The 18019-nt window shown below is 70.5% G+C and carries 11 protein-coding genes and 1 pseudogene; 5 read left to right on the top strand and 7 right to left on the bottom strand.

Going from position 1 to position 18019, the window contains the following annotated elements; genetic code table 11:
- Nucleotides 1–145: 145 nt before the first annotated feature.
- From SM793_RS13395 to SM793_RS13375, 5 genes and pseudogenes are all read right to left on the bottom strand, one after another.
- Entirely contained in the window at nucleotides 146–1162 is a 1017-nt protein-coding gene (locus tag SM793_RS13395; RefSeq protein WP_320438373.1) for a hypothetical protein, read from the bottom strand.
- A gap of 222 nt (nucleotides 1163–1384) precedes the next feature.
- Nucleotides 1385–2266, bottom strand: coding sequence for a geranyl diphosphate 2-C-methyltransferase (locus SM793_RS13390; protein ID WP_320438372.1), 882 nt, complete (start codon nucleotides 2264–2266; stop codon nucleotides 1385–1387).
- A gap of 15 nt (nucleotides 2267–2281) precedes the next feature.
- Nucleotides 2282–3439, bottom strand: a pseudogene (locus SM793_RS13385) (family 2 encapsulin nanocompartment cargo protein terpene cyclase); the annotation flags it as partial.
- A gap of 354 nt (nucleotides 3440–3793) precedes the next feature.
- Nucleotides 3794–4510 (bottom strand): flavodoxin family protein, encoded by a 717-nt coding sequence (locus SM793_RS13380; RefSeq protein WP_320438371.1) that lies wholly within the window; start codon nucleotides 4508–4510, stop codon nucleotides 3794–3796.
- Nucleotides 4511–4607: 97 nt separating this feature from the next.
- The gene (locus SM793_RS13375; RefSeq protein WP_320438370.1) at nucleotides 4608–5360 is read right to left on the bottom strand and encodes a DUF5995 family protein; all 753 of its coding nucleotides are present in this window, start codon (nucleotides 5358–5360) and stop codon (nucleotides 4608–4610) included.
- A gap of 244 nt (nucleotides 5361–5604) precedes the next feature.
- Here SM793_RS13375 and SM793_RS13370 point away from each other — a divergent pair, with 244 nt between their 5' ends.
- The 5 genes from SM793_RS13370 to SM793_RS13350 all read left to right on the top strand — a co-directional run bounded on the left by SM793_RS13370 (nucleotide 5605) and on the right by SM793_RS13350 (nucleotide 17458).
- Nucleotides 5605–6801 carry a serine/threonine-protein kinase gene (locus tag SM793_RS13370; RefSeq protein WP_320438369.1) on the top strand — a complete coding sequence of 399 codons (1197 nt, stop codon included), beginning with the start codon at nucleotides 5605–5607 and terminating at the stop codon, nucleotides 6799–6801.
- A 316-nt stretch (nucleotides 6802–7117) separates the two neighbouring features.
- A complete protein-coding gene (locus SM793_RS13365) occupies nucleotides 7118–10054 on the top strand; it encodes a DEAD/DEAH box helicase (protein ID WP_320438430.1) in 2937 nt (978 codons plus the stop codon).
- The gene (locus SM793_RS13360; RefSeq protein WP_320438368.1) at nucleotides 10054–15507 is read left to right on the top strand and encodes a hypothetical protein; all 5454 of its coding nucleotides are present in this window, start codon (nucleotides 10054–10056) and stop codon (nucleotides 15505–15507) included. Before SM793_RS13365 ends, SM793_RS13360 begins: the two co-directional genes overlap by 1 nt.
- Nucleotides 15504–16808 carry an AAA family ATPase gene (locus SM793_RS13355; protein ID WP_320438367.1) on the top strand — a complete coding sequence of 435 codons (1305 nt, stop codon included), beginning with the start codon at nucleotides 15504–15506 and terminating at the stop codon, nucleotides 16806–16808. The genes SM793_RS13360 and SM793_RS13355 overlap by 4 nt, the downstream gene beginning before the upstream one ends.
- 53 nt (nucleotides 16809–16861) lie before the next feature.
- The gene (locus SM793_RS13350) at nucleotides 16862–17458 is read left to right on the top strand and encodes a hypothetical protein (protein WP_320438366.1); all 597 of its coding nucleotides are present in this window, start codon (nucleotides 16862–16864) and stop codon (nucleotides 17456–17458) included.
- Between the two features lie 60 nt (nucleotides 17459–17518).
- Here the strand turns inward: SM793_RS13350 and SM793_RS13345 are convergent, their stop codons facing one another.
- Together SM793_RS13345 and SM793_RS13340 are read right to left on the bottom strand one after the other, a co-directional pair.
- The gene (locus SM793_RS13345; RefSeq protein WP_320438365.1) at nucleotides 17519–17701 is read right to left on the bottom strand and encodes a DUF397 domain-containing protein; all 183 of its coding nucleotides are present in this window, start codon (nucleotides 17699–17701) and stop codon (nucleotides 17519–17521) included.
- A 27-nt stretch (nucleotides 17702–17728) separates the two neighbouring features.
- Complete coding sequence (locus SM793_RS13340; protein ID WP_320438364.1) at nucleotides 17729–17890, bottom strand: Scr1 family TA system antitoxin-like transcriptional regulator; 162 nt, start codon at nucleotides 17888–17890, stop codon at nucleotides 17729–17731.
- Nucleotides 17891–18019 lie beyond the last annotated feature (129 nt).

Below are 18019 nucleotides of genomic sequence, written 5' to 3'. Positions count from 1 at the left end.
TCTTTCGATCGCAAGGGCGGTTCGGGCAGTGGGAGGGGTGGCGGGGCGCCGCCGTCGGCAGTGCGGTCGTGCCGCCCGTGGGACCGGGGCGGCACGACGGCTCCCGGTCGCGACCGGGGTCGCGGGGCCGGGGCGCCGGGGACCCCTAGGGTGCGCAGCGGTCGCGGTGGGTGCGGAAGTTCTCGGCCTCGTCGCCGCCCAGGTAGTACCAGGGCCAGTCGGTGACGACGTCGTCGAGGGTGGCGAACACCGCGTGGGCGAGCTCGCGCTCGTCGGCGAGCGAGAGGACCATCGCGAAGGCGTTGTGGGTGGCCCGCCAGTCGCGCCGGCGGCGGTAGGCGGGGTGCAGCACGGAGCGCAGCGCCGCCTCGCGCAGCTCGGAGCGGACGGCCGGGCCGGTCAGGTAGGCGTGGTCCTCGCCGCCGGGCAGGTCGAGCCAGTGCTCCAGGTGCGCGAGGGCGACGATCTCGCCGAGCGGGCTGCCCTCGGGGGCGTCGAGCATCGTCCGGCGGGCGAAGGAGTGCATCTCCTCGTGCGAGCCGCCCCACTTGGCGCAGAGCTGCTGCAGCCGCTGCTGGTGGGAGGCGAGGTGCTCGGGGTCGCGGCGCAGCGCGGCGTCGAAGCGTGCGGTGGCGACGCTCGGGCCGAGCGAGGCGCCGCGGGCGCCGATCTGCAGGAAGAACCACGGGGCGAGCCAGGACGGTTCACGCTCGGCCACCTCCAGCAGCTGTTCCTCGGCGGTGCCGAGCCGCTCGCGGAAGAGCCGCCACTGCTCCTCGGTGACCTGCTGGGCGCGCTGTCCGGTGCGGGCCTCCCAGGCCCAGGCGATCCGGCGGGCACCGGAGAACAGCAGCAGCAGGGTGTCCTCGGGGTGCTCGGCGACGGTGCCGGCCAGCCACCGTTCGGTGCCCTCGACGGAGGAGAGCCGGTGGAGCAGCCAGGTCAGCTCGGCGGCGTCCTCGATCTCGGTGAGAACGGAGCCGAGCGCGTTCCAGTCGCCGGCCTCGGCGAGGGCGCGCAGCCGGCGCAGTTCCTCGTCGCCGTGCGAGAGGTCGAGCACCGGGGTGAGGCCGCGCGGTGCCTTCCGCCCGAGGCCGCGGCTCCGACGGCCGGCCGGACCCGCCGGGGCGTCATCGGCGGATCGGCGTCGGAAAAAGGACATGGTGCGGCCCCCTGAGACCTCGTCGACCGGGACGGTCAGCGGTTTCGTTCGTATGGCCTCGCAGTGGCCACTCGGATGCACTGCATATCACGCGCCTCCGACGTCCCGTCGACCAGCCCTGCTCCCGGACGCCCCCGGGCACCCGCGGACGCCCGCGGACGCACGGGACCCGGCCCGCCGCCGTGCGGCCGGGCCGGGTCCTCGCCGTGCGGCGACGCGGGATCAGACCCGGTCGGCGGCGATCAGCAGGTACTGGAAGGAGCCGTCCTTGTAGGAGTTGATGAACGCCTCCTCGATGCCGGTCACCAGCGACGGCACGGTGGCGCGCAGCTCCCAGTACGGGAGGGTGGCCGCGGTGAGGTCGATGACCGCGTTCGGCACCAGGCGGTTGTCGGCCATCGCCTTGAAGTACTCGCGGCGGGAGTGGATGTTGCACTCGAAGTGGGCGTTGATCTGGGAGACCCACTTCGAGGGCTGGCCGTAGGTCGGGTTCCAGCAGCCGGTGATGGTGACGTAGCGGCCGCCGACGGACAGGATCCGGGAGTGCTCGCCGAGCAGGTCCTCGAGGTCGACGTACATGCTGGACTCGTTGTTCCAGGACGCCCGGACGCTGCCGCTGTCGAACGGCATGTCCAGCATGTTGCGGACCTGGGCGCGCACCGAGCCGTCGATGCCGAGCTCCTTGGCCCGCCGGTTGCCGAACTCGGCCTGCTTGGCGGACAGGGTGACGCCCTCGACCTTGCAGCCGAAGCGCTGGTGGGCCATCACCATCGAGCCGCCGCGGCCGCAGCCCGCGTCGACCAGGGTGTGCTCGGGGCGGATGTCACCGAGGTTGTCCAGCAGCACGTCGGTCTGCGCGGACTCCAGCCGGTGCAGCTCGGCGACGAGCTTCTTCTCGCGCTCGCTGTCGTCCGGCGCGCCCAGCGCGGCCTGGTCGACCGCGCCGATTCCGTAGTGGTGGTGGTAGAGGCCGTCGACATCGCCGAGGCGCAGGTTCACCGGCCGGGCCTCGTGGTCCCAGTAGCGGGCGATGTCGCCCTGGTACGGGGTGGCCGGCCCGGGGACGGCGGTGCGGTTCACGGGGGTGGTGTCGATGACGGACACGGTTCAGCTCCTTGGTTACCAGAAGTCGGGCAGGCTGTAACGGAAGGTGTTGGTCTGATGCCAGTTGTGGTTGCCGTCGACCCACGCGGCGACGCCGCGCAGGAAGCGCACCACCACCGGGACGGGGCAGGTGGCGGCGAGTGCGGCCGCCTCCGCCTCGAAGGCGTGCATGAGTTCGTTGTGCACCTCGACGGCCTTGAGGTAGCCGTCGCGGTCGCTGACGCCTTCGCGCTCGGAGATCACCACCGGCAGGTTCAGGTGGGTGCCCGGGCTCGACAGCTCCTTGGTGTACGAGTACAGGTCGTTCACGATGGTGGTGGCGTTCGAGGCGAGCGCGATGACCCGCTGCATGGCGGGGCGGGCGTGCAGGTCGCCGGGCAGCTCGTAGCCGCCGACGGTGTCCGTGATGGTCGGGCAGGGGCGGAAGTTGTTGAACTGACGCATCGCCAGGTACTCCCACACCTCCGGCACGTGGTCCTCCTGGGCCCAGGCGCCCTCGGCGAGGTAGCCGAGGTGCAGCCGTGCCATGTCGTGCCGGAACCGGTCCGACTGGGCGGCCGTGGCGCTCCGGTCGAAGTGGTCCATCGCCGAGCGGTAGGCGCGCCGGGGCGCGTCCGCCGCCAGGGACTGCGCCCAGGCGCCCTGGTACTCGGCGGTGGTGTGCACGGGGTCGAGCGCGGTGTGGGCGAGCAGCAACCGGCTGCCGAGGCCGACCGGCGAACCGCCGTGGTCCTCGCAGTAGTAGTCGTCGACGGCGTTCTCGGCGACCATCAGCCGGGTGGCGATCATGACGTGGTCGACGCTGGGCGCGTCGGGATGGCAGCCGACCATGTAGCGGCTGACCGAGAAGCCGTCGAACTCCTCGGCGTAGTCGGGCGGGTAGAGCTGCACCTCCTCCTCGGCCCACAGTTTGATCCGCCGGCTCACCTCCGCGACCCGCTCCGCGTCCGGCTCGCCCACCGGGTGGAAGTACAGCCCCGGGATCGGGTCCCCGCTCGCCGGCTTGCCCCGCGCCGCACCGTCCGGGTCGGCCACCGCGTCCACCCGAGAGGGTGCCTGACGTGACGTCAGACTCAGTCCCGAGGTGCCGATTCCGCTCGGGCCGCGGAGGATCTGCTCCAGCGCCGTCCCGCTCATGACCGCACCGCCGCCCTGCGGCCGGGGCGCGGGTGGTGCGACGTCTGCGGTGTCTCGCCGCTCGTGGCCACGGGCATGGGAGAACCTTCCTCTGTGAAGGGGGACACGTCATGACGGGCCGTCGCCTCGTCCCGAAGAAGGGGATCTCCACATGCGGCGGGGCCCCGTCTCGCTTGCTGCCCAACCGTAGGCGGGGCGGAACGATCTGAGCCGCTTCGCATGATCCTGTGCACTCGAAAGGGTGAACGTTCACGTGTGTTGCGTTTGAAGCGGCGCATCCGATGATCGGTTCGGGCCGGCGCCCACGACAGAGCGGCCCCGCCGGGTGGCGGGGCCGCTGCCGAACGGTGGTGCGTGGCCGGAGGACCGCCTCGGCGGTGGCGGACCGCCTCAGCGGTGCTCGGGGTTGTCGAAGTCGAAGCGGCAGCCCGCGTCCCACTCGGAACGCTGGTTGCCGTGGGCCGGGATCCCGCCCGCGTCCTTGATCATCCGCGCGAGGTGCAGCAGGTTCCAGGTCATGAAGGTGGCGTTGCGGTTGGTGAAGTCGTTGTCCGGTCCGCCCGAACCCTCGTCCAGGTACGACGGCCCCGGCCCGGCCTCGCCCACCCACCCCGCGTCGGCCTGCGGCGGGATCACGTACCCCAGGTGCTGGAGGCTGTACAGCACGTTCATCGCGCAGTGCTTCGCGCCGTCCTCGTTCCCGGTGATCAGACAGCCGCCGACCCGGCCGTAGTACGCGTACTGGCCGTGCTCGTTCAGGATCGACGAGCAGGCGTACAACCGCTCGATCACCTGCTTCATCACCGAGGAGTTGTCGCCGAGCCAGACCGGCCCGGCCAGCACCAGGATGTCGGCGGCCATCACCCGGCTGTACAGCACCGGCCAGTCGTCGGTCTCCCAGCCGTGCTCGGTCATGTCCGGCCAGACCCCGGTGGCGAGGTCGTGGTCGACCGCCCGGACCACGTCCACCCGCACGCCCTGGCGCTCCAGGATCCCGGTGCTGACGTCGATCAGCCCCTGGGTGTGGCTGCGCTCGGGCGAGCGCTTGAGCGTGCAGTTGACCACCATGGCGGACAGATCGTTGTACCGGGCGGGCGAGGAGGACATCGGCGGCCTTTCCAGGTCCTTCGACGGATCGGGTCACCCACCACTCCACCCCGGGCCCGCGCCGCCCGCCCGCCGGGATCCGCCGACCGGCCCCGCCTCACTCCTCCCCGACGGGACCCGGAGCCGACTCGGGCACCGGCTCCGGCGCCGCCACCGGGATCGGGGTGACCAGCATCCGCCCGGCCAGCGCGGTGCCCGCCGTGACGGCGGCGAGGGTGGCGTCGAACAGCGGCCGGATGTTGCGCTGCTGCCAGAGCGACAGGGTGGCGGCCCAGGCGGCCTCCCTGGCCCGGGCGGTCGAGAACGCCCCCACCAGGTGGCGCAGCGGCTCGGCCGCCCCGGCGGCGGCCCCGGCGATCCGCTGCTCGAACCCGGCCCGCTCCTCCGCCTCGGCCCGCACCAGCAGCTCGCCGACCAGGACGTAGTCCTCGTGCACCGGCGGGGTGTCGGGCGTGGTGCGGCGCTCGATGCAGGTCTCGACGACGGCGAGCGGCAGGTCGTGGCAGAGGTGGGCGTTGGTCCCGGCGAAGGCGAACTGCACCGGCCACACCCTCCGGTCGCCCCGCGCGTCGACCAGCGGCTGCCAGGCGTCGCCCACCGCCCGGCCCGCCTCGGCGGCGTCCACCACGTCGAAGTACTGGTTGGCGAGCAGCACCCCGAGCCGCTCGACGAACGCCGGATCCCCGACCTCACCGGCCGCGATCCGCCGCTCCACCAGCGCCGCCACCCGCAGGTGCATCCGGTTGAAGCAGGCGATCCCGTCCCCGGGGTCCAGCCTCGCCCCGATCGCCCGCATCCGCCCGACGACCTCGTCGACGCTCTGCGCGGGCCTGGCGTGTACCTGAGCCATGGGGGCGGTCCTTCCGTCGCGGTTCTCCGGCTGTCACCTATACACACCGTCACCGCCCCCGGATCCACCGCACCGGTGGACGCCCCACCACCGTCACCCGATCCGACGAGTCGGCCGGCCCGGCCCGGGGCCGCCGCGCGGCCCTGCCGAGGAGAGGTCGCTGCGATTCCAGGAACGGGCGAGGCCCAAGCAGGCTGATCCAGTAACCCGCCACTGTCCTCGATCGCCTGCGACCACACCCTCCATGGGCGGCAGCCAGGTCGTCCCCACTAGTCTGACCGACGGCATACACAGCGGTGAACAGACCGCGGCACTGACGGAGGAGAGCGTGGTCATGCCGGGAGTGCCCGAGCGGATCGGCCGGTACACGGTGGCATCCACCCTGGGTTCCGGTGGAATGGGCGAGGTCTTCCTCGCCTTCTCCCCCGCCGGGGATCCGGTCGCAGTGAAGCTGATCCGCTCCGACAGGCTGGACCCGGTAACCCGAGAACGCTTCGAACGGGAGGCACGGGCCGCCCGGAAGGTGGTCGGCACCGGGCGGGTGACGCGCTTCCTCGACGCCGACCCGTACGCGGACCGCCCTTGGATGGCCATGGACTACGTGCCTGGCCGCACCCTGCTGGAGGAGATCGACACCCGCGGTCCACTGCCCGCGGTGCAGGTCGCGAGCCTCGGGGCGCTGCTCGCGGAAGGTCTCGCCGCAGTGCACGCCGCCGACCTCCTCCACCGGGACATGAAGCCGCAGAACGTCATCATGGGTGACTACGGTCCGGTGATCATCGACTTCGGGCTGGCCGCATTCACCGATGCGACGCACGAGTCCCTCTCCCACAGCGGCATGATCGTGGGCACGGTGCGGTGCATGCCGCCCGAGCAGGCCGCAGGCCACCCGCACGTCACGGCGGCGGCCGACGTGTACGCCCTCGGCACCGTCCTGCTCTACGCGGTGGCCGGCCACTACCCGTACGACGGCACCCGATGGGAATCGATCGTCGCGCAGGTGGCCAACCCTGACCAGGATCCGGACCTGAGCGGCGTGCCGGAGACACTGCTCCCGCTCGTCTCGTCCATGTTCGCGCACGAGCCCGAGAACCGGCCGACCATCGAGCAGGTCGCGGACGCGTGTGGTGCGGTGATGTCCGCGTTCGGCATCTCCCCGGCCTCGGCGCGGCAGGCGCTGATCGCGCGCACGGGCAGCGGTTCCGCAGGAGCGGACCGGCTCACCATCGAGGTCGAGGACCGCCTCCCTTCGATCCCCGCGCCGACCTCCGACACGATCGAAGGCCCGGCGGAGCCCACCGCGGTGGCCGACCTGCCCGCGACCCCGGTGACCGAGCCGGGCCCGGTCGGACCTGTCACTCCGGTCCGTCTCCGCGTGCCGGCCTCGCACCTGGTCGCCGAGGAGCTGCGCAAGGCCTACGCGTCGAAGCCTGCGCTCTAGGACGTCCCGGACGATCGTTCAAACGGTGCCGGTCCGGGGCCGGGCCTGGTTGGATGGCACGGTGGCACCGGCCGCGCCCGCGTGTGAGCGGCGCAGTGGTGCCCGGGAAATGGCGAGTGCAAGTGAGTGGGAGTGCGGCGTGGCGGTCGACGCGGAGTCCGGCGGTATGACGGCAACCGAATCGGCGGGGCCCGGGTGGACGGCCTGGGAGCCGGAACCGAAGCCTGCACCCACCTCTGGTGACCGTGCCGCCGGGCCGGGGTTCGCTCCCGGCTCGCAGGTCCTCGTCCGCGACGAACAGTGGCTGGTCCGCAAGGTGACCTTGACCGCCCACGACCGCTGGATGGTGGAGGTCACCGGTGTCTCGTCGTTCGTCCGGGGCACCGAGGCCGTCTTCTACAGCCGCCTGGACGACATCCAGGTCCTCGACCCCCGCGAGACGACCCTGGTGGCGGACGACTCCCCCAACCACCGCCGCGCCCGGCTGTACCTGGAGGCGGTGGTCCGCAAGTCCTTCCTGCCGCAGACCGAGCACGGCCTCGGCCTGGCGGACAACTTCCTCATGGACGCGCAGACCCACCAGCTGCGCCCCGCCGAGCTGGCCCTGTCGATGGCCAACCCGCAGCCGCGCCTGCTGATCGCGGACGTGGTCGGCCTCGGCAAGACGCTGGAGATCGGCCTGGTCCTGGCGGAGCTGATCCGCCGGGGCCGGGGCGAGCGGATCCTGGTGGTCACGCCGCAGCACGTGCTGGAGCAGTTCCAGCGGGAGCTGTGGACGCGTTTCGCGATCCCGCTTGTGCGGCTGGACTCGACCGGCATCCAGCGGATCCAGCAGGAGATCCCCTCGGGCCGTAATCCCTTCGCCTACTTCAAGCGCGTGATCGTCTCCGTCGACACCCTGAAGCGCGACGGACAGTACGCCCACCACCTGGACAGGACCGAGTGGGACGCGGTGGTGATCGACGAATCCCACCGCCTGGTCAACCGGGGGACGGACACCAACGCCCTGGCTCAGCTGCTCGCTCGGCAGACCGACGCCCTGCTCCTGGCCTCGGCGACCCCGCACAACGGCGACGCCCGCTCCTTCGCCGAGCTGATCAAGCTGCTGGACCCGGCGGCGATCGTCGACCCCGACCGCTACGAGGTCGCCGATCTGGAGCACCTCTACATCCGCCGGACCAAGGCCACGCCCGAGGTCCGCGACTCGCTCAAGGGCGCCTGGGCGGACCGGGGGCCGTCGGTACCGGTGCACGCCGCCGCGAGCGAAGCGGAGCTGGCCGTCTTCGAGGAGCTGGCCACGCGCTGGATCCCCCGCGAGGGCGCCGACGATTCGGCGGCCTTCAGCCAGCTCGACGCCTACAACCTGCTCAAGTCGTTCCTCTCCTCGCACCGTGCCCTTCTTCAGACCATCGGCACCCGCATGAAGACCCTGGGTGCGGCCGGCGGCGCTGCGGCGGAGCCCGGACAGGAGGCTCCGAAGGGAGGTCGCCGCAAGCGCACCGCCGAGGAGACCGCGAGCGAGCTCGCCGCGCTGACCGAGTTGGAGCGGCTGGCCCGCCAGGTGAGCGACGACGATTCGGCGAAGCTACGGGCACTGGTCGCCGAACTGCGCGAACTGGGTGTCGGCCCCGGCTCCGACGTCCGGGTGGTCGTCTTCTCCGAGCGCATTCCGACCCTGAAGTGGCTGGCCGAGGCGGTGCCGGCGGCGCTGGGCTTCACCAAGGGCCCGAGCCCGGACGACCGGAAGCCCTGGCTCGCCTACGGCCACGGCCGCAGCGGCACGCACGCGGTGCAGGTGATGCACGGCGAGGCGACCAGCGACCAGGAGCAGATGAAGATCATCGAGGCCTTCGGCCTGCGGGACGACCCCGTTCGGCTGCTCTTCACCGGCGATGTCGCGTCCGAGGGCGTCAACCTGCACCAGCAGTGCCATCTGCTGATCCACTACGACCTGCCCTGGTCGCTGATCCGGATCGAGCAGCGCAACGGCCGCATCGACCGCTACGGGCAGAAGCGCCCCCCGCAGTTCCGCGCGCTGGTGCTGACCAGCGACCTGCCCTGGCGCACCGACCCGGCCACCGGCGAGCCCCGGACCCTGGACGACCGGCTGGTCGGCGAGAAGCTGCTGCGGCGCGAGGAGGAGGCCCACAAGATCGACGGTTCGGCCGAGGCCGCCACCGGCCTCTACCGGGCCCAGGAGGAGGAGAACCGCCTCACCAAGGACCTCATCGCCGGGCGCACGGTCGAGCAGTCGATCAAGGCCTCCCGCCAGGCCGGCGGCGGCATGCTCGCCGGACTGCTGGCCCAGGTCGGTGCGGCACCGGCCCGCCACGAGGTGCCGCGCGCGCAGACCCTGCGGCTCTTCCCCGACACCGCCTCCTACTTCGAGGCGGCGCTGCGCCAGGTGTGCCGGACCAACCCGGAGGACGAGCTGTCGCTGCGCCGGGACCCGGACGGCACCATCGCGTTCGAGCCGCCGCGCGACCTCTCCTACCGGTTCCGGGCGCTGCCGAAGTCCTACCTGGACGAGCAGCGGATCCTCCCCCGCCGCGACGAGCCCGGCCGACTGCGGGTGACCTTCTCGAAGGACCTGGCCGGACGCCGCCTGGAGGTCGCCCGCGACTCCTCCGAGTCGCTGTGGCCGAACGTCTCGTACCTCACGGACATCCACCCGGTGATGGACTGGCTCACCGACAAGGTGCTGGTCGAGATCGGCCGCCATGAGGCGCCGGTGCTCGCCGCCGCCGTCCCCGCGCCGGTCTTCCTCGTCCAGGGCATCTACTCCAACGCGCTGGGCCGCCCGACCGTCGTCGAGTGGATGGCCGTCTCCGGGCTTCCCGACGCCCCGGTCGTGGAGCCGCTGGACAACGCCTTCCTCACCCGGGCCGGGGTCGCGCCGACCATGCCGGGCCGGGCCGCGCCGCGCGACCTGCCCGGTCTCCAGCAGCTGGTACCGGCCGCGATCGACGCCGCGACCGGGTACCTGGAATCCCGTGAGGACGCCTACCGGCAGCAGGTCGACGCCACCCTCGCCCCCTACCGCAAGCGCCTGACCCACTGGAAACAGGAAGCGCTGTTCACCGGTGGCACCGCCGGCAAGCAGCAGGCCGCACTGACCGCGAGCCGCCGCTTCGACCTGGTCAAGTCGCTGGAGACGGCCGGCGCGCCGATGCTGCGCCTGCTCGCCGTCCTGGAGCCCACGGACAACGGCACCGCACCGGCCGGGCCCTCGCACCTGGAGACCTCGCACTGATGAGTACCGTCCACGACTCCTTCGGCAACCGCGGCGAGTACTTCGCCGCGCACTACTTCGCCGAGCAGCTCCCGGCCGACCTCAAGAAGCACCTGTTCGACGCCTGGACGCTGCGCGAGGGCGACGAGCACGACCGGCGGACCACCGCCCGCGAGCGGGTCCGGACCCTGCGCGCGAGCTACTTCAGCGACGAGCTTCGCCCGTACTTCGCCGAGGCCGAGCGCGCCGACGCCGAGGACGCGTACGCACGCCGCACCTACGGCAACATCGAGTGGACGAAACGGGTCTCCGAGTGGCACCAGGAGGTACTGCGCGCCCTCGGGTACGACGACAGCGGCCCCACCGAGCTGACCGTCCACCGGGCGGGCAAGGACCACGCCGTCCAGGTGGCCTACCACGGGCACGGCGTCGTCGCCCTGGACTGCGGGTGGGCGGCGGAGAACGACGCCGCGCTCGACGCGGGCGGCCCCGGCCGACTGCTGGCCCCCCTGCGGGTGAGCGCCGCCGAGAGCTGCACGGACGGTGCCGCGCTTGCCTCCTGGCTCTTCGCCGGCAAGATCGGCGGGCCCGAGGGCAGCCCGCCGCGGTTCGTGCTGCTGCTGATCGGCGGCGTGCTGGTCCTGGCCGACCGCAACAGCTGGGGCGAGGGCCGGTACCTGGCCGTCAACCTGGATGCGGCGCTGGAGCGCAACGACCGCAAGCAGGGTGGCGAACTCGCCATGCTGGCGGCCCTGTTCGGGCAGGAGATGCTTCGCCCCGGCGACAACGGTGCCGAGCCGCTGCTCGACACCCTGCTCAAAGCCTCCTCCACCAGCGCGGTCGGCGTCAGCGGCGAACTGCGCAGCGGGCTCCAGCACTCGGTGGAGATCATCGCCCAGGAGGTGCTCGACCGGATCACCGCCGCCGGGCTGACCCCGGCGGATCTGGAGGACGGCCGCACGCCGTTCGCCAAGCGCCTCACCCGCGAGACCCTGCGCTACCTGTACCGGATCCTCTTCCTGCTCTACGCCGAGGCCCGGCCGGAGCTCGGCATCCTGCCCGCCGACGACGGCAGCTACGAGGCCGGCTACTCGATGGCCCGCCTGCGCGAACTCGTCGCCCGGGACGAGGAGTTGGTCGAGCCGGCCGCCCGGAACGGGTACCACCTGTACGCGTCCCTGGACGTGCTGTTCAACAAGGTCAACCACGGCCACCGCCGCTACGGCAGCGAGCCCGACGACGACCTCCCCGACGACGACGAGGACACCAGGAAGGCCAAGGCCGCCCGCCGCAGCGAGGACCGCGGCCTGCGCTTCGAGCCCCTGCACAGCACCCTGTTCGAGCCCGGGTCGGTCACCCTGGTCGGCCGCGGCACCCAGGACCCGCGTGCCGACGACGACTGCCCGGCCTGGCTGGACCTGCGGCTGCGCAACGCGGCATTGCACGAGGTGCTGCGGCTGCTGACCATGAAGAACGCCAAGCGCGGCGAGCGCGGCGGCTTCATCTCGTACCGCAACCTGGGCATCAACCAGCTCGGCGCGGTCTACGAAGGCCTGATGTCGTACACCGGCTTCATCGCCGACAAGGAGCTGCGCGAGGTCGCCAAGGGGGGCGACCCCAAGGACGGCTCCTGGATGATCCCGGCCGACCGCCAGGGCGAGTACTCGGACGACGTCTTCGTCGAGTACGACGAGCGCGACGCCCGGAAGGGCCTGCGCGGACGGAAGTCGTACCCGGCGGGCTCGTTCGTCTACCGGTTGGCCGGGAGGGAGCGGCAGACCTCCGCCTCCTACTACACGCCCGAGTCACTGACGAAGGTGACGGTCGAGCTGACGCTCAAGCACCGGCTCGACCAGGAGAAGGACGAGAACGGGGAGACGATCCGGACCAGGGCGTCCGAACTGCTCAAGTACCGGATCTGCGAACCGGCTCTCGGTTCCGGCGCCTTCCTGAACGAGGCGATCAACCAGGTGGCGAAGGAGTACCTGCGCCGCCGCCAGGACGAGTTGGGCATCACGATCCCCACCAGCCGGGCGCTGGAGGAGGAGCAGCGGGCCAAGGCCTACATCGCCCTGCACAACGCGTACGGGGTGGACCTGAATGCCACCGGCGTCGAGCTCGCCGAGGTCTCGCTCTGGCTCAACACCATGCACCCCGGCATGCAGGCCCCCTGGTTCGGCCTGCACCTGCGACGCGGCAACTCCCTGATCGGCGGGCGGCGGGCGGTGTTCACCGGGGAGGACGTCGGGGCGAAGGAGAAGCTCTGGTTGAAGGCCAAGGGCGCGCTCGCCCCGACGCCGCTGCCGTTCCTGGGGGAGGACGGCAAGACGCGACAGGAGCTGCCGGAGGGGGCGGTGCACCAGTTCCTGCTGCCGGCACCCGGGTGGGCGGCAGTCGCGGGCGAGAAGGAGGCGCGGGCGCTGGCGCCGGAGCTGGAGAGGCAGCTCGGGGCGTGGAAGAAGGGGATCCTCAAGCCGCCGACGGTGAAGGCAGCGCGGGGGCAGAAGCACTCACAGCTGGCCCGGCTCCAGGCGGTGGCCCGGCGCGCCGAGTTCCTGTGGGAGGTGGTCGTCCGGCGGATGGAGGAGTCCGAGAAGGAGATCTCCCGCCGGATAGACGTATGGGGCGCGGAGGCCATGGACGGGGAGGACCCGGAGGAGTATGACTTCCTGCGTCGACCCAAGGGGGCAGTAGCGAAGGAGAAGGTCTACCGGGACCTCTTCGAGAATCCCGGATCTCCCTACTGGCGACTCAAGACCATGATGGACGCTTGGTGCGCCCTGTGGTTCTGGCCTGTTGAGCAGGCTGGCCTGCTGGACGGCAGTGCGGCGGTGTACGAGGCGCGGGACGACGAGCTCGCGAGGGCGGCGCTGGCAGGGCTGCCGCAGGTGGGCAGCATCGAGCCGCTGGCAGACCCGAAGCCCGAGCCGGGGCTGCTGCTCGCGGAGCAGGCATCCCTGTTCAGTGTTGGCGGCGAGCAGGAGTCGCTACTCGCCGCGCTCAGCGAGGCCGCGCCCGTGGTGGCAGCGCGCAAGGCCGCGCCCACCGGGACGCGGCGACGCATGCCGACTCCCGTGCGGCGGCCGGTCATCGCGCTGGCGGACTTCGCGGACTGGCTGGACTTCGCCGAGGCGCTGCTGGGCACGTACGACCAGCCCGAGGGCACTCTGGTCGCCGACCTCGGGTCACTCGACACCATCGAGGGATACGAGCAGGGGCTGCCGGGCTTCATGGGCATGGACTCGGTGTCCAAGCTCGACGAGCGGTTCCCTTGGCTGGCTGTCGCCCAGGAGATCGCCGAGCGCCATGGGTTCCTGCACTGGGAGTTGGACTTCGGCGCGGTCTTCGCCCGGCACGGGGGCTTCGACCTCCAGGTGGGCAACCCGCCGTGGGTGCGGCCTCGTTGGGACGAGCCAGCGGTGCTGGCGGAGCACGAGCCGTGGTTCATGCTCACGGAGAAGGCGTCCACGACGGAGAAGCAACGCCGCAAGGGCGAGTTGCTGCAATCAGTGACGGTTCAGCGTTACGTGCTGGACGAATTGACGTCCACAAGCGCGCAGGTCGATATGTTCGCGTCGGAGCAGGTTTATCCGCTGCTGACGGGCACACAGCCGGACTTGTACCGGGCATTCATGAGCCAGGTATGGGCGCACGGCACGCCTACAGGAACGGCAGGATTGGTACACCCTGACACCCATTTCTCCGGCGATAAGGAGAGAGGGCTGCGGGAACTGGCCTACCAGCGACTGCGGGTACACGGGGACTTCGTTAATGCGGGCCAACGATTCTTCCCTGAGCCCGTCGGGCACACCACACACTTCGGCGTACACGTCTATGGCTCCCCCCAGGCGATCGGCTTCGACCACCTCTCCTGGCTCGTGTCGACCGATGCCCTGCTCCACTCAGCGACGCATGACGGGTCCGGCGACGCACCCGGAGTCCGCTACCACAATGGGGATTTCGACGAGCGGCCACATCTCTCCCGAGTGGTTCGCGTTGATCGCGATCAGCTCGCTGTCTGGCAGCGACTACTGAGCGAGGAGGGTCTGCCTGTAGAACAAGCACCGTTGCTATTCCCAGTCAGCACAGCAGAGGCCGCAGCGATCGAGGCCCTGGCGAATTACCCACTACGTCTAGGCTCTCTCCAGCCACAGATCTCACCCGGCTACCACGAGACGGGCGCAAAGTCCGCAGGACTGATCGATTACAACCGTCCCGAAGGTCCGGAAGGGGGGGCCCAGCAGCCGAATCGCTGGCGCCAGGTAATCCTCAAGGGTACTCAACTGAGCGTCGCCACCCCCGTTTTCAAGCGCCACGACGCCAACAGCAATGACCCCTTCGGGGCCGACCTCGTTAACCTTGCAGACGACTTCGTTCCCGACACCGCCTATGTGCGAGTACGAGGGAATATCCCACAGTATCTGGCAGCACAGGACCGCTGGATTGACTATCGAGCCCTTGACCGTCTACGCGCTGACTCCAACTCCGTTGCTTCGGCGCGCACCTCTGTATCTCGCCGGATGGGGATCGCCAAGGACAAGGTCACGTCGGAGGCGGTCGACGCTGTCCTCGTTGCCCGATCCCGCCGCCGGTACGTGGTCTTTCATCGGCTCGCGTGGCGCGAGATGATCGCGCCCAACACCGAACGAAGCCTCTACCCAGCTCTGATCCCACCTGGCACAGCTCATATTCATGCCGTACGCAGTGCCTCTCTCCCTACCCTCCAGGAAACTATCCTCCTAGCGGGCTTCTGGTCCGCTCTTCCCCTCGACTACCTTCTCCGCATCACGGGAACTGGTCACCTGGATGTCAGCGCCGCACGCAGCCTCCCCGCTCCCGCGCCCAATCACCCCCTGGCATCCGCCCTCCTCCTCCGCACGCTGCGCCTGAACTGCCTCACCCGTGCCTATGCCGACCTCTGGTCCGAGCTGTACGACCACACCTGGCCTGCCTACGAACCGTGGGCTTGCGACTGGCCCGGCCTCCAACCGCTGCACGAGGTCACCCCTGAATGGCGCTCGGACACCCCCTTGCGCCCCGAACGAGCTCGCCGGTCAGCATTGGTGGAGATCGACGCACTTGTCGCGGTCTGGCTCGGTATGGACGCGGACGCGCTAGTTGCCGCATACCGAGGCCGGTTCCCCGTCCTCCAGAAGTACGAGGCCGTCACCTGGTTCGACGCCGAGGGGTGGAAGCTCGCCGGCAATGCACGCACCGCAGGGCAGCGCCAGTCCAAGGAAAGCTTCGCCCAGCTCACCGCTCACCTGGCCGACCCAGACACCGCTCCAGTCCCCACCGGCTACACCGCGCCCTTCTACAAGGCCGACCGGGAGCGCGAGATGCGCGAAGCGCACGCCGTGTTCCAGGCCCGCCTGGACGCGGAGGTCGCGCGCGGCAAGTGGGATCCGGTGCGCCAGGAGGTTCCAGGTGCCTCGGCCTCGGCTGCTGACGACGACAGTAGGGTCGGGCCATGACAGACCGCCGGCTTCTTCGACTCGACGTGGAGAACTTCCGCAGCCTTCAACGGATCTCCCTGCCCCTCGGCGGCCTGACCGTCCTGGTCGGGCCGAACGGTGTGGGCAAGTCGAACGTCCTCCAGGTGTTCCGCTTCCTCTCGGACATCATCAACTCCGACCTCGACCCGGCCCTCTCCTCACGGGGCGGGTTCGACGAGGTGGCGTTCTGGGGCGGGGACCGGCCACCGACGATGATGCGCATCGGGTTGCAGGCCCGGTGGACGTCCCATGCATCGGCGGCGGCTCCCGACGAGTACCAGCTGACCATCAACCGGCGCGGCAACAAGCGCGCTGTCGAGGGCTACAGCATCTCCCGCAGCGAGTCGTTCACGTTCAAGCGCAACAAGGGCAGAGGCCGACGAATCACCGTTTCAGGTGAGGAAGCGGTGGTGACCGACACGATCGGGCATGAGTCGTCCGACAATGTCGAGGATTCGGGAGAGCGAAGCCTCGGAATCCGAAAGCTCAGCAGCGGTCTGTCCACTCTTCCGCGCCTTGCTCCGACCGAGGGCGGGCAGGAAGTGGCGACCGTCGCAGAGGTGTTGTCGTCCTTCCGGGTGTTCGACGTGAACGTGTCCGCTGCTCGCAGTCCACAGCGGGTTCCTGCCGGCCCGATCCCGACCCGACCGCTCCGGAGCAACGCCGGTCGCACGCGACAGATGCTCATCACGGGTGTGCCGCACAGTCGTCCGGTGCAGCTGGGACACAACGCCGGCAACCTCGCGATCTTCCTGAGCAATCTCGCGCAGGACGAGACAGCTTGGGACAGGCTGGTCGAGGATGCTCGGATCGCGCTCCCGAACCTGGAGGACATCAACTTCGCCACCATCGGTGGCGCCGGGGAGTTCGTCGAGGTTCAGCTTTCCGAACGAGGTCTGCGCCGCCCGACGCCACTCGCCGATGCGTCCTTCGGCACTGTGCGCCTGCTCAGCCTGCTCGCCATGCTCTACGACCCGGCGCCGCCGGCGCTGACCTGCGTGGAGGAGCTGGACCACGGCCTGCACCCGCAGGCGCTCGAACTTCTGGTGGAGCGACTGCGGGAGGCGAGCGAGCGCAGCCAGTTCATCGTGACGACGCACTCCCCCGCCCTGGTGGACCGGCTCGAACCGGAGGAGTTCGTGGTCTGCGAGCGCGACCGGAACGGCGCCTCGCTCATCCCGTCGCTGAGCACCGACGAGGTACGCGAGATCAGGGCGGCGAGCGAGGGACTTCCCCTCGGCGAGCTGTGGTTCACCGGCGCCCTGGGCGGCGGCCTGTGAGCAAGCCGTCCAGAGGGGCGAAGGGCGGCGGCAGCGCGGCGAGGATCATCGTCGTGGCGGGCGAGAGCTCGAACGACCGGGAGGCGCTCACCCACCTCGTCAGGGCCCAGCTGAGCACCTTCACCGGCAAGGTCGCCTCCATCAACGACCCCGTTGCCCTGAAGGACGCCACGGGCACAAACCTCTCCTCCCGGGTCACCAGACTGGTCCAGAAGGCCAAGGCGGTGGCGGCCAAGGAGAAGGCCGACCTGCACGGTCTCGCGATGCACCTCGACCTCGACGAAGTGTCGCGCGACCGCTACGACGCCGTCCGCGCCAAGCTCCGGGACGAGTTCGCCGCTCGCTGCCCCGCCCCGCTCGCCCTTGCGCTGGCGACGTGGGAGACCGAGGGCTGGCTGCTGCTGTTTCCCGACGCTTTTCCCGAGGTCCACGCGGCCTGGAAGGTGCCGCAGCAGCTCCGGAACCGGGACACGGCGCAGATACGCGATCCGAAGGAGGAGTTGCAGCGTCGGCTCGGTGCGCCGCGCTACCGGGAGAGCGACAGCCAGACGGTCGTCCAGGCCGCCGTCCGACTCGGCCACGCACCGGCGAAGCCCACCGGCAGCAACCACTCGTACCGCGATTTCCTCGACGACCTGAGCGCTTGGTAGGACAGCTGTGCGGGCCGTGATCGTCCACGGCCCGCACGGGCGATTTCGTGCCAACGGCACTCAGGCGAGCGGGAACTCCCCTGCCCTGAGGGCAGTGACGAACTCCGCCCGCGCGTCACCGGCGAACTGGAGCACAGGCCCTTCGGGGTCCTTGGAGTCGCGGACCGGTATGACACCGGACAGGCCGTCTGCCCCCTCTACGCACTCGTTGTCGGGCCCGCTGTAGGTGCTCTTACGCCACACCGCAGCGGGCGGCGCCAGGCGTCGAGGTCATGTACCGAGCTCCTTGATCGAGTTGATCGGCTCCAGCGATTCCACCGGAGACAGTGCCTTCGTCCGTACGTCGTCCCAGAGGTCCGAGCAGGTCGCGATCTCCGGCGGCCGTTCCAGCCACATCGAACCCCATGGGTTGTCGAGCAGCACGACGTCCATCGCGCTGGCTGGACACGGCTTGACCCCGACCGCCACCACCTACGACCACGCCCACCGGTAGGCACCCGCCACCCACAGTGAAGAGCAGTCGCCCCAGCGACCGGGCCATCCCGACCGGCAAGTACCACC

Origin of the sequence: Kitasatospora purpeofusca, from assembly GCF_034043715.1 — a bacterium.
Taxonomy (GTDB): domain Bacteria; phylum Actinomycetota; class Actinomycetes; order Streptomycetales; family Streptomycetaceae; genus Kitasatospora; species Kitasatospora purpeofusca_A.
Note: the sequence above shows the minus strand (reverse complement) of the source record. Positions and strands in the feature narration are given on the sequence as shown.

Coding starts and splice junctions, on each gene's coding strand:
- SM793_RS13395 (WP_320438373.1), bottom strand. CDS start 1,162: ATGTCCTTTTTCCGACGCCGATCCGCCGATGACGCCCCGGCGGGTCCG.
- SM793_RS13380 (WP_320438371.1), bottom strand. CDS start 4,510: ATGTCCTCCTCGCCCGCCCGGTACAACGATCTGTCCGCCATGGTGGTC.
- SM793_RS13375 (WP_320438370.1), bottom strand. CDS start 5,360: ATGGCTCAGGTACACGCCAGGCCCGCGCAGAGCGTCGACGAGGTCGTC.
- SM793_RS13370 (WP_320438369.1), top strand. CDS start 5,605: ATGGGCGGCAGCCAGGTCGTCCCCACTAGTCTGACCGACGGCATACAC.
- SM793_RS13360 (WP_320438368.1), top strand. CDS start 10,054: ATGAGTACCGTCCACGACTCCTTCGGCAACCGCGGCGAGTACTTCGCC.
- SM793_RS13355 (WP_320438367.1), top strand. CDS start 15,504: ATGACAGACCGCCGGCTTCTTCGACTCGACGTGGAGAACTTCCGCAGC.
- SM793_RS13340 (WP_320438364.1), bottom strand. CDS start 17,890: ATGGACGTCGTGCTGCTCGACAACCCATGGGGTTCGATGTGGCTGGAA.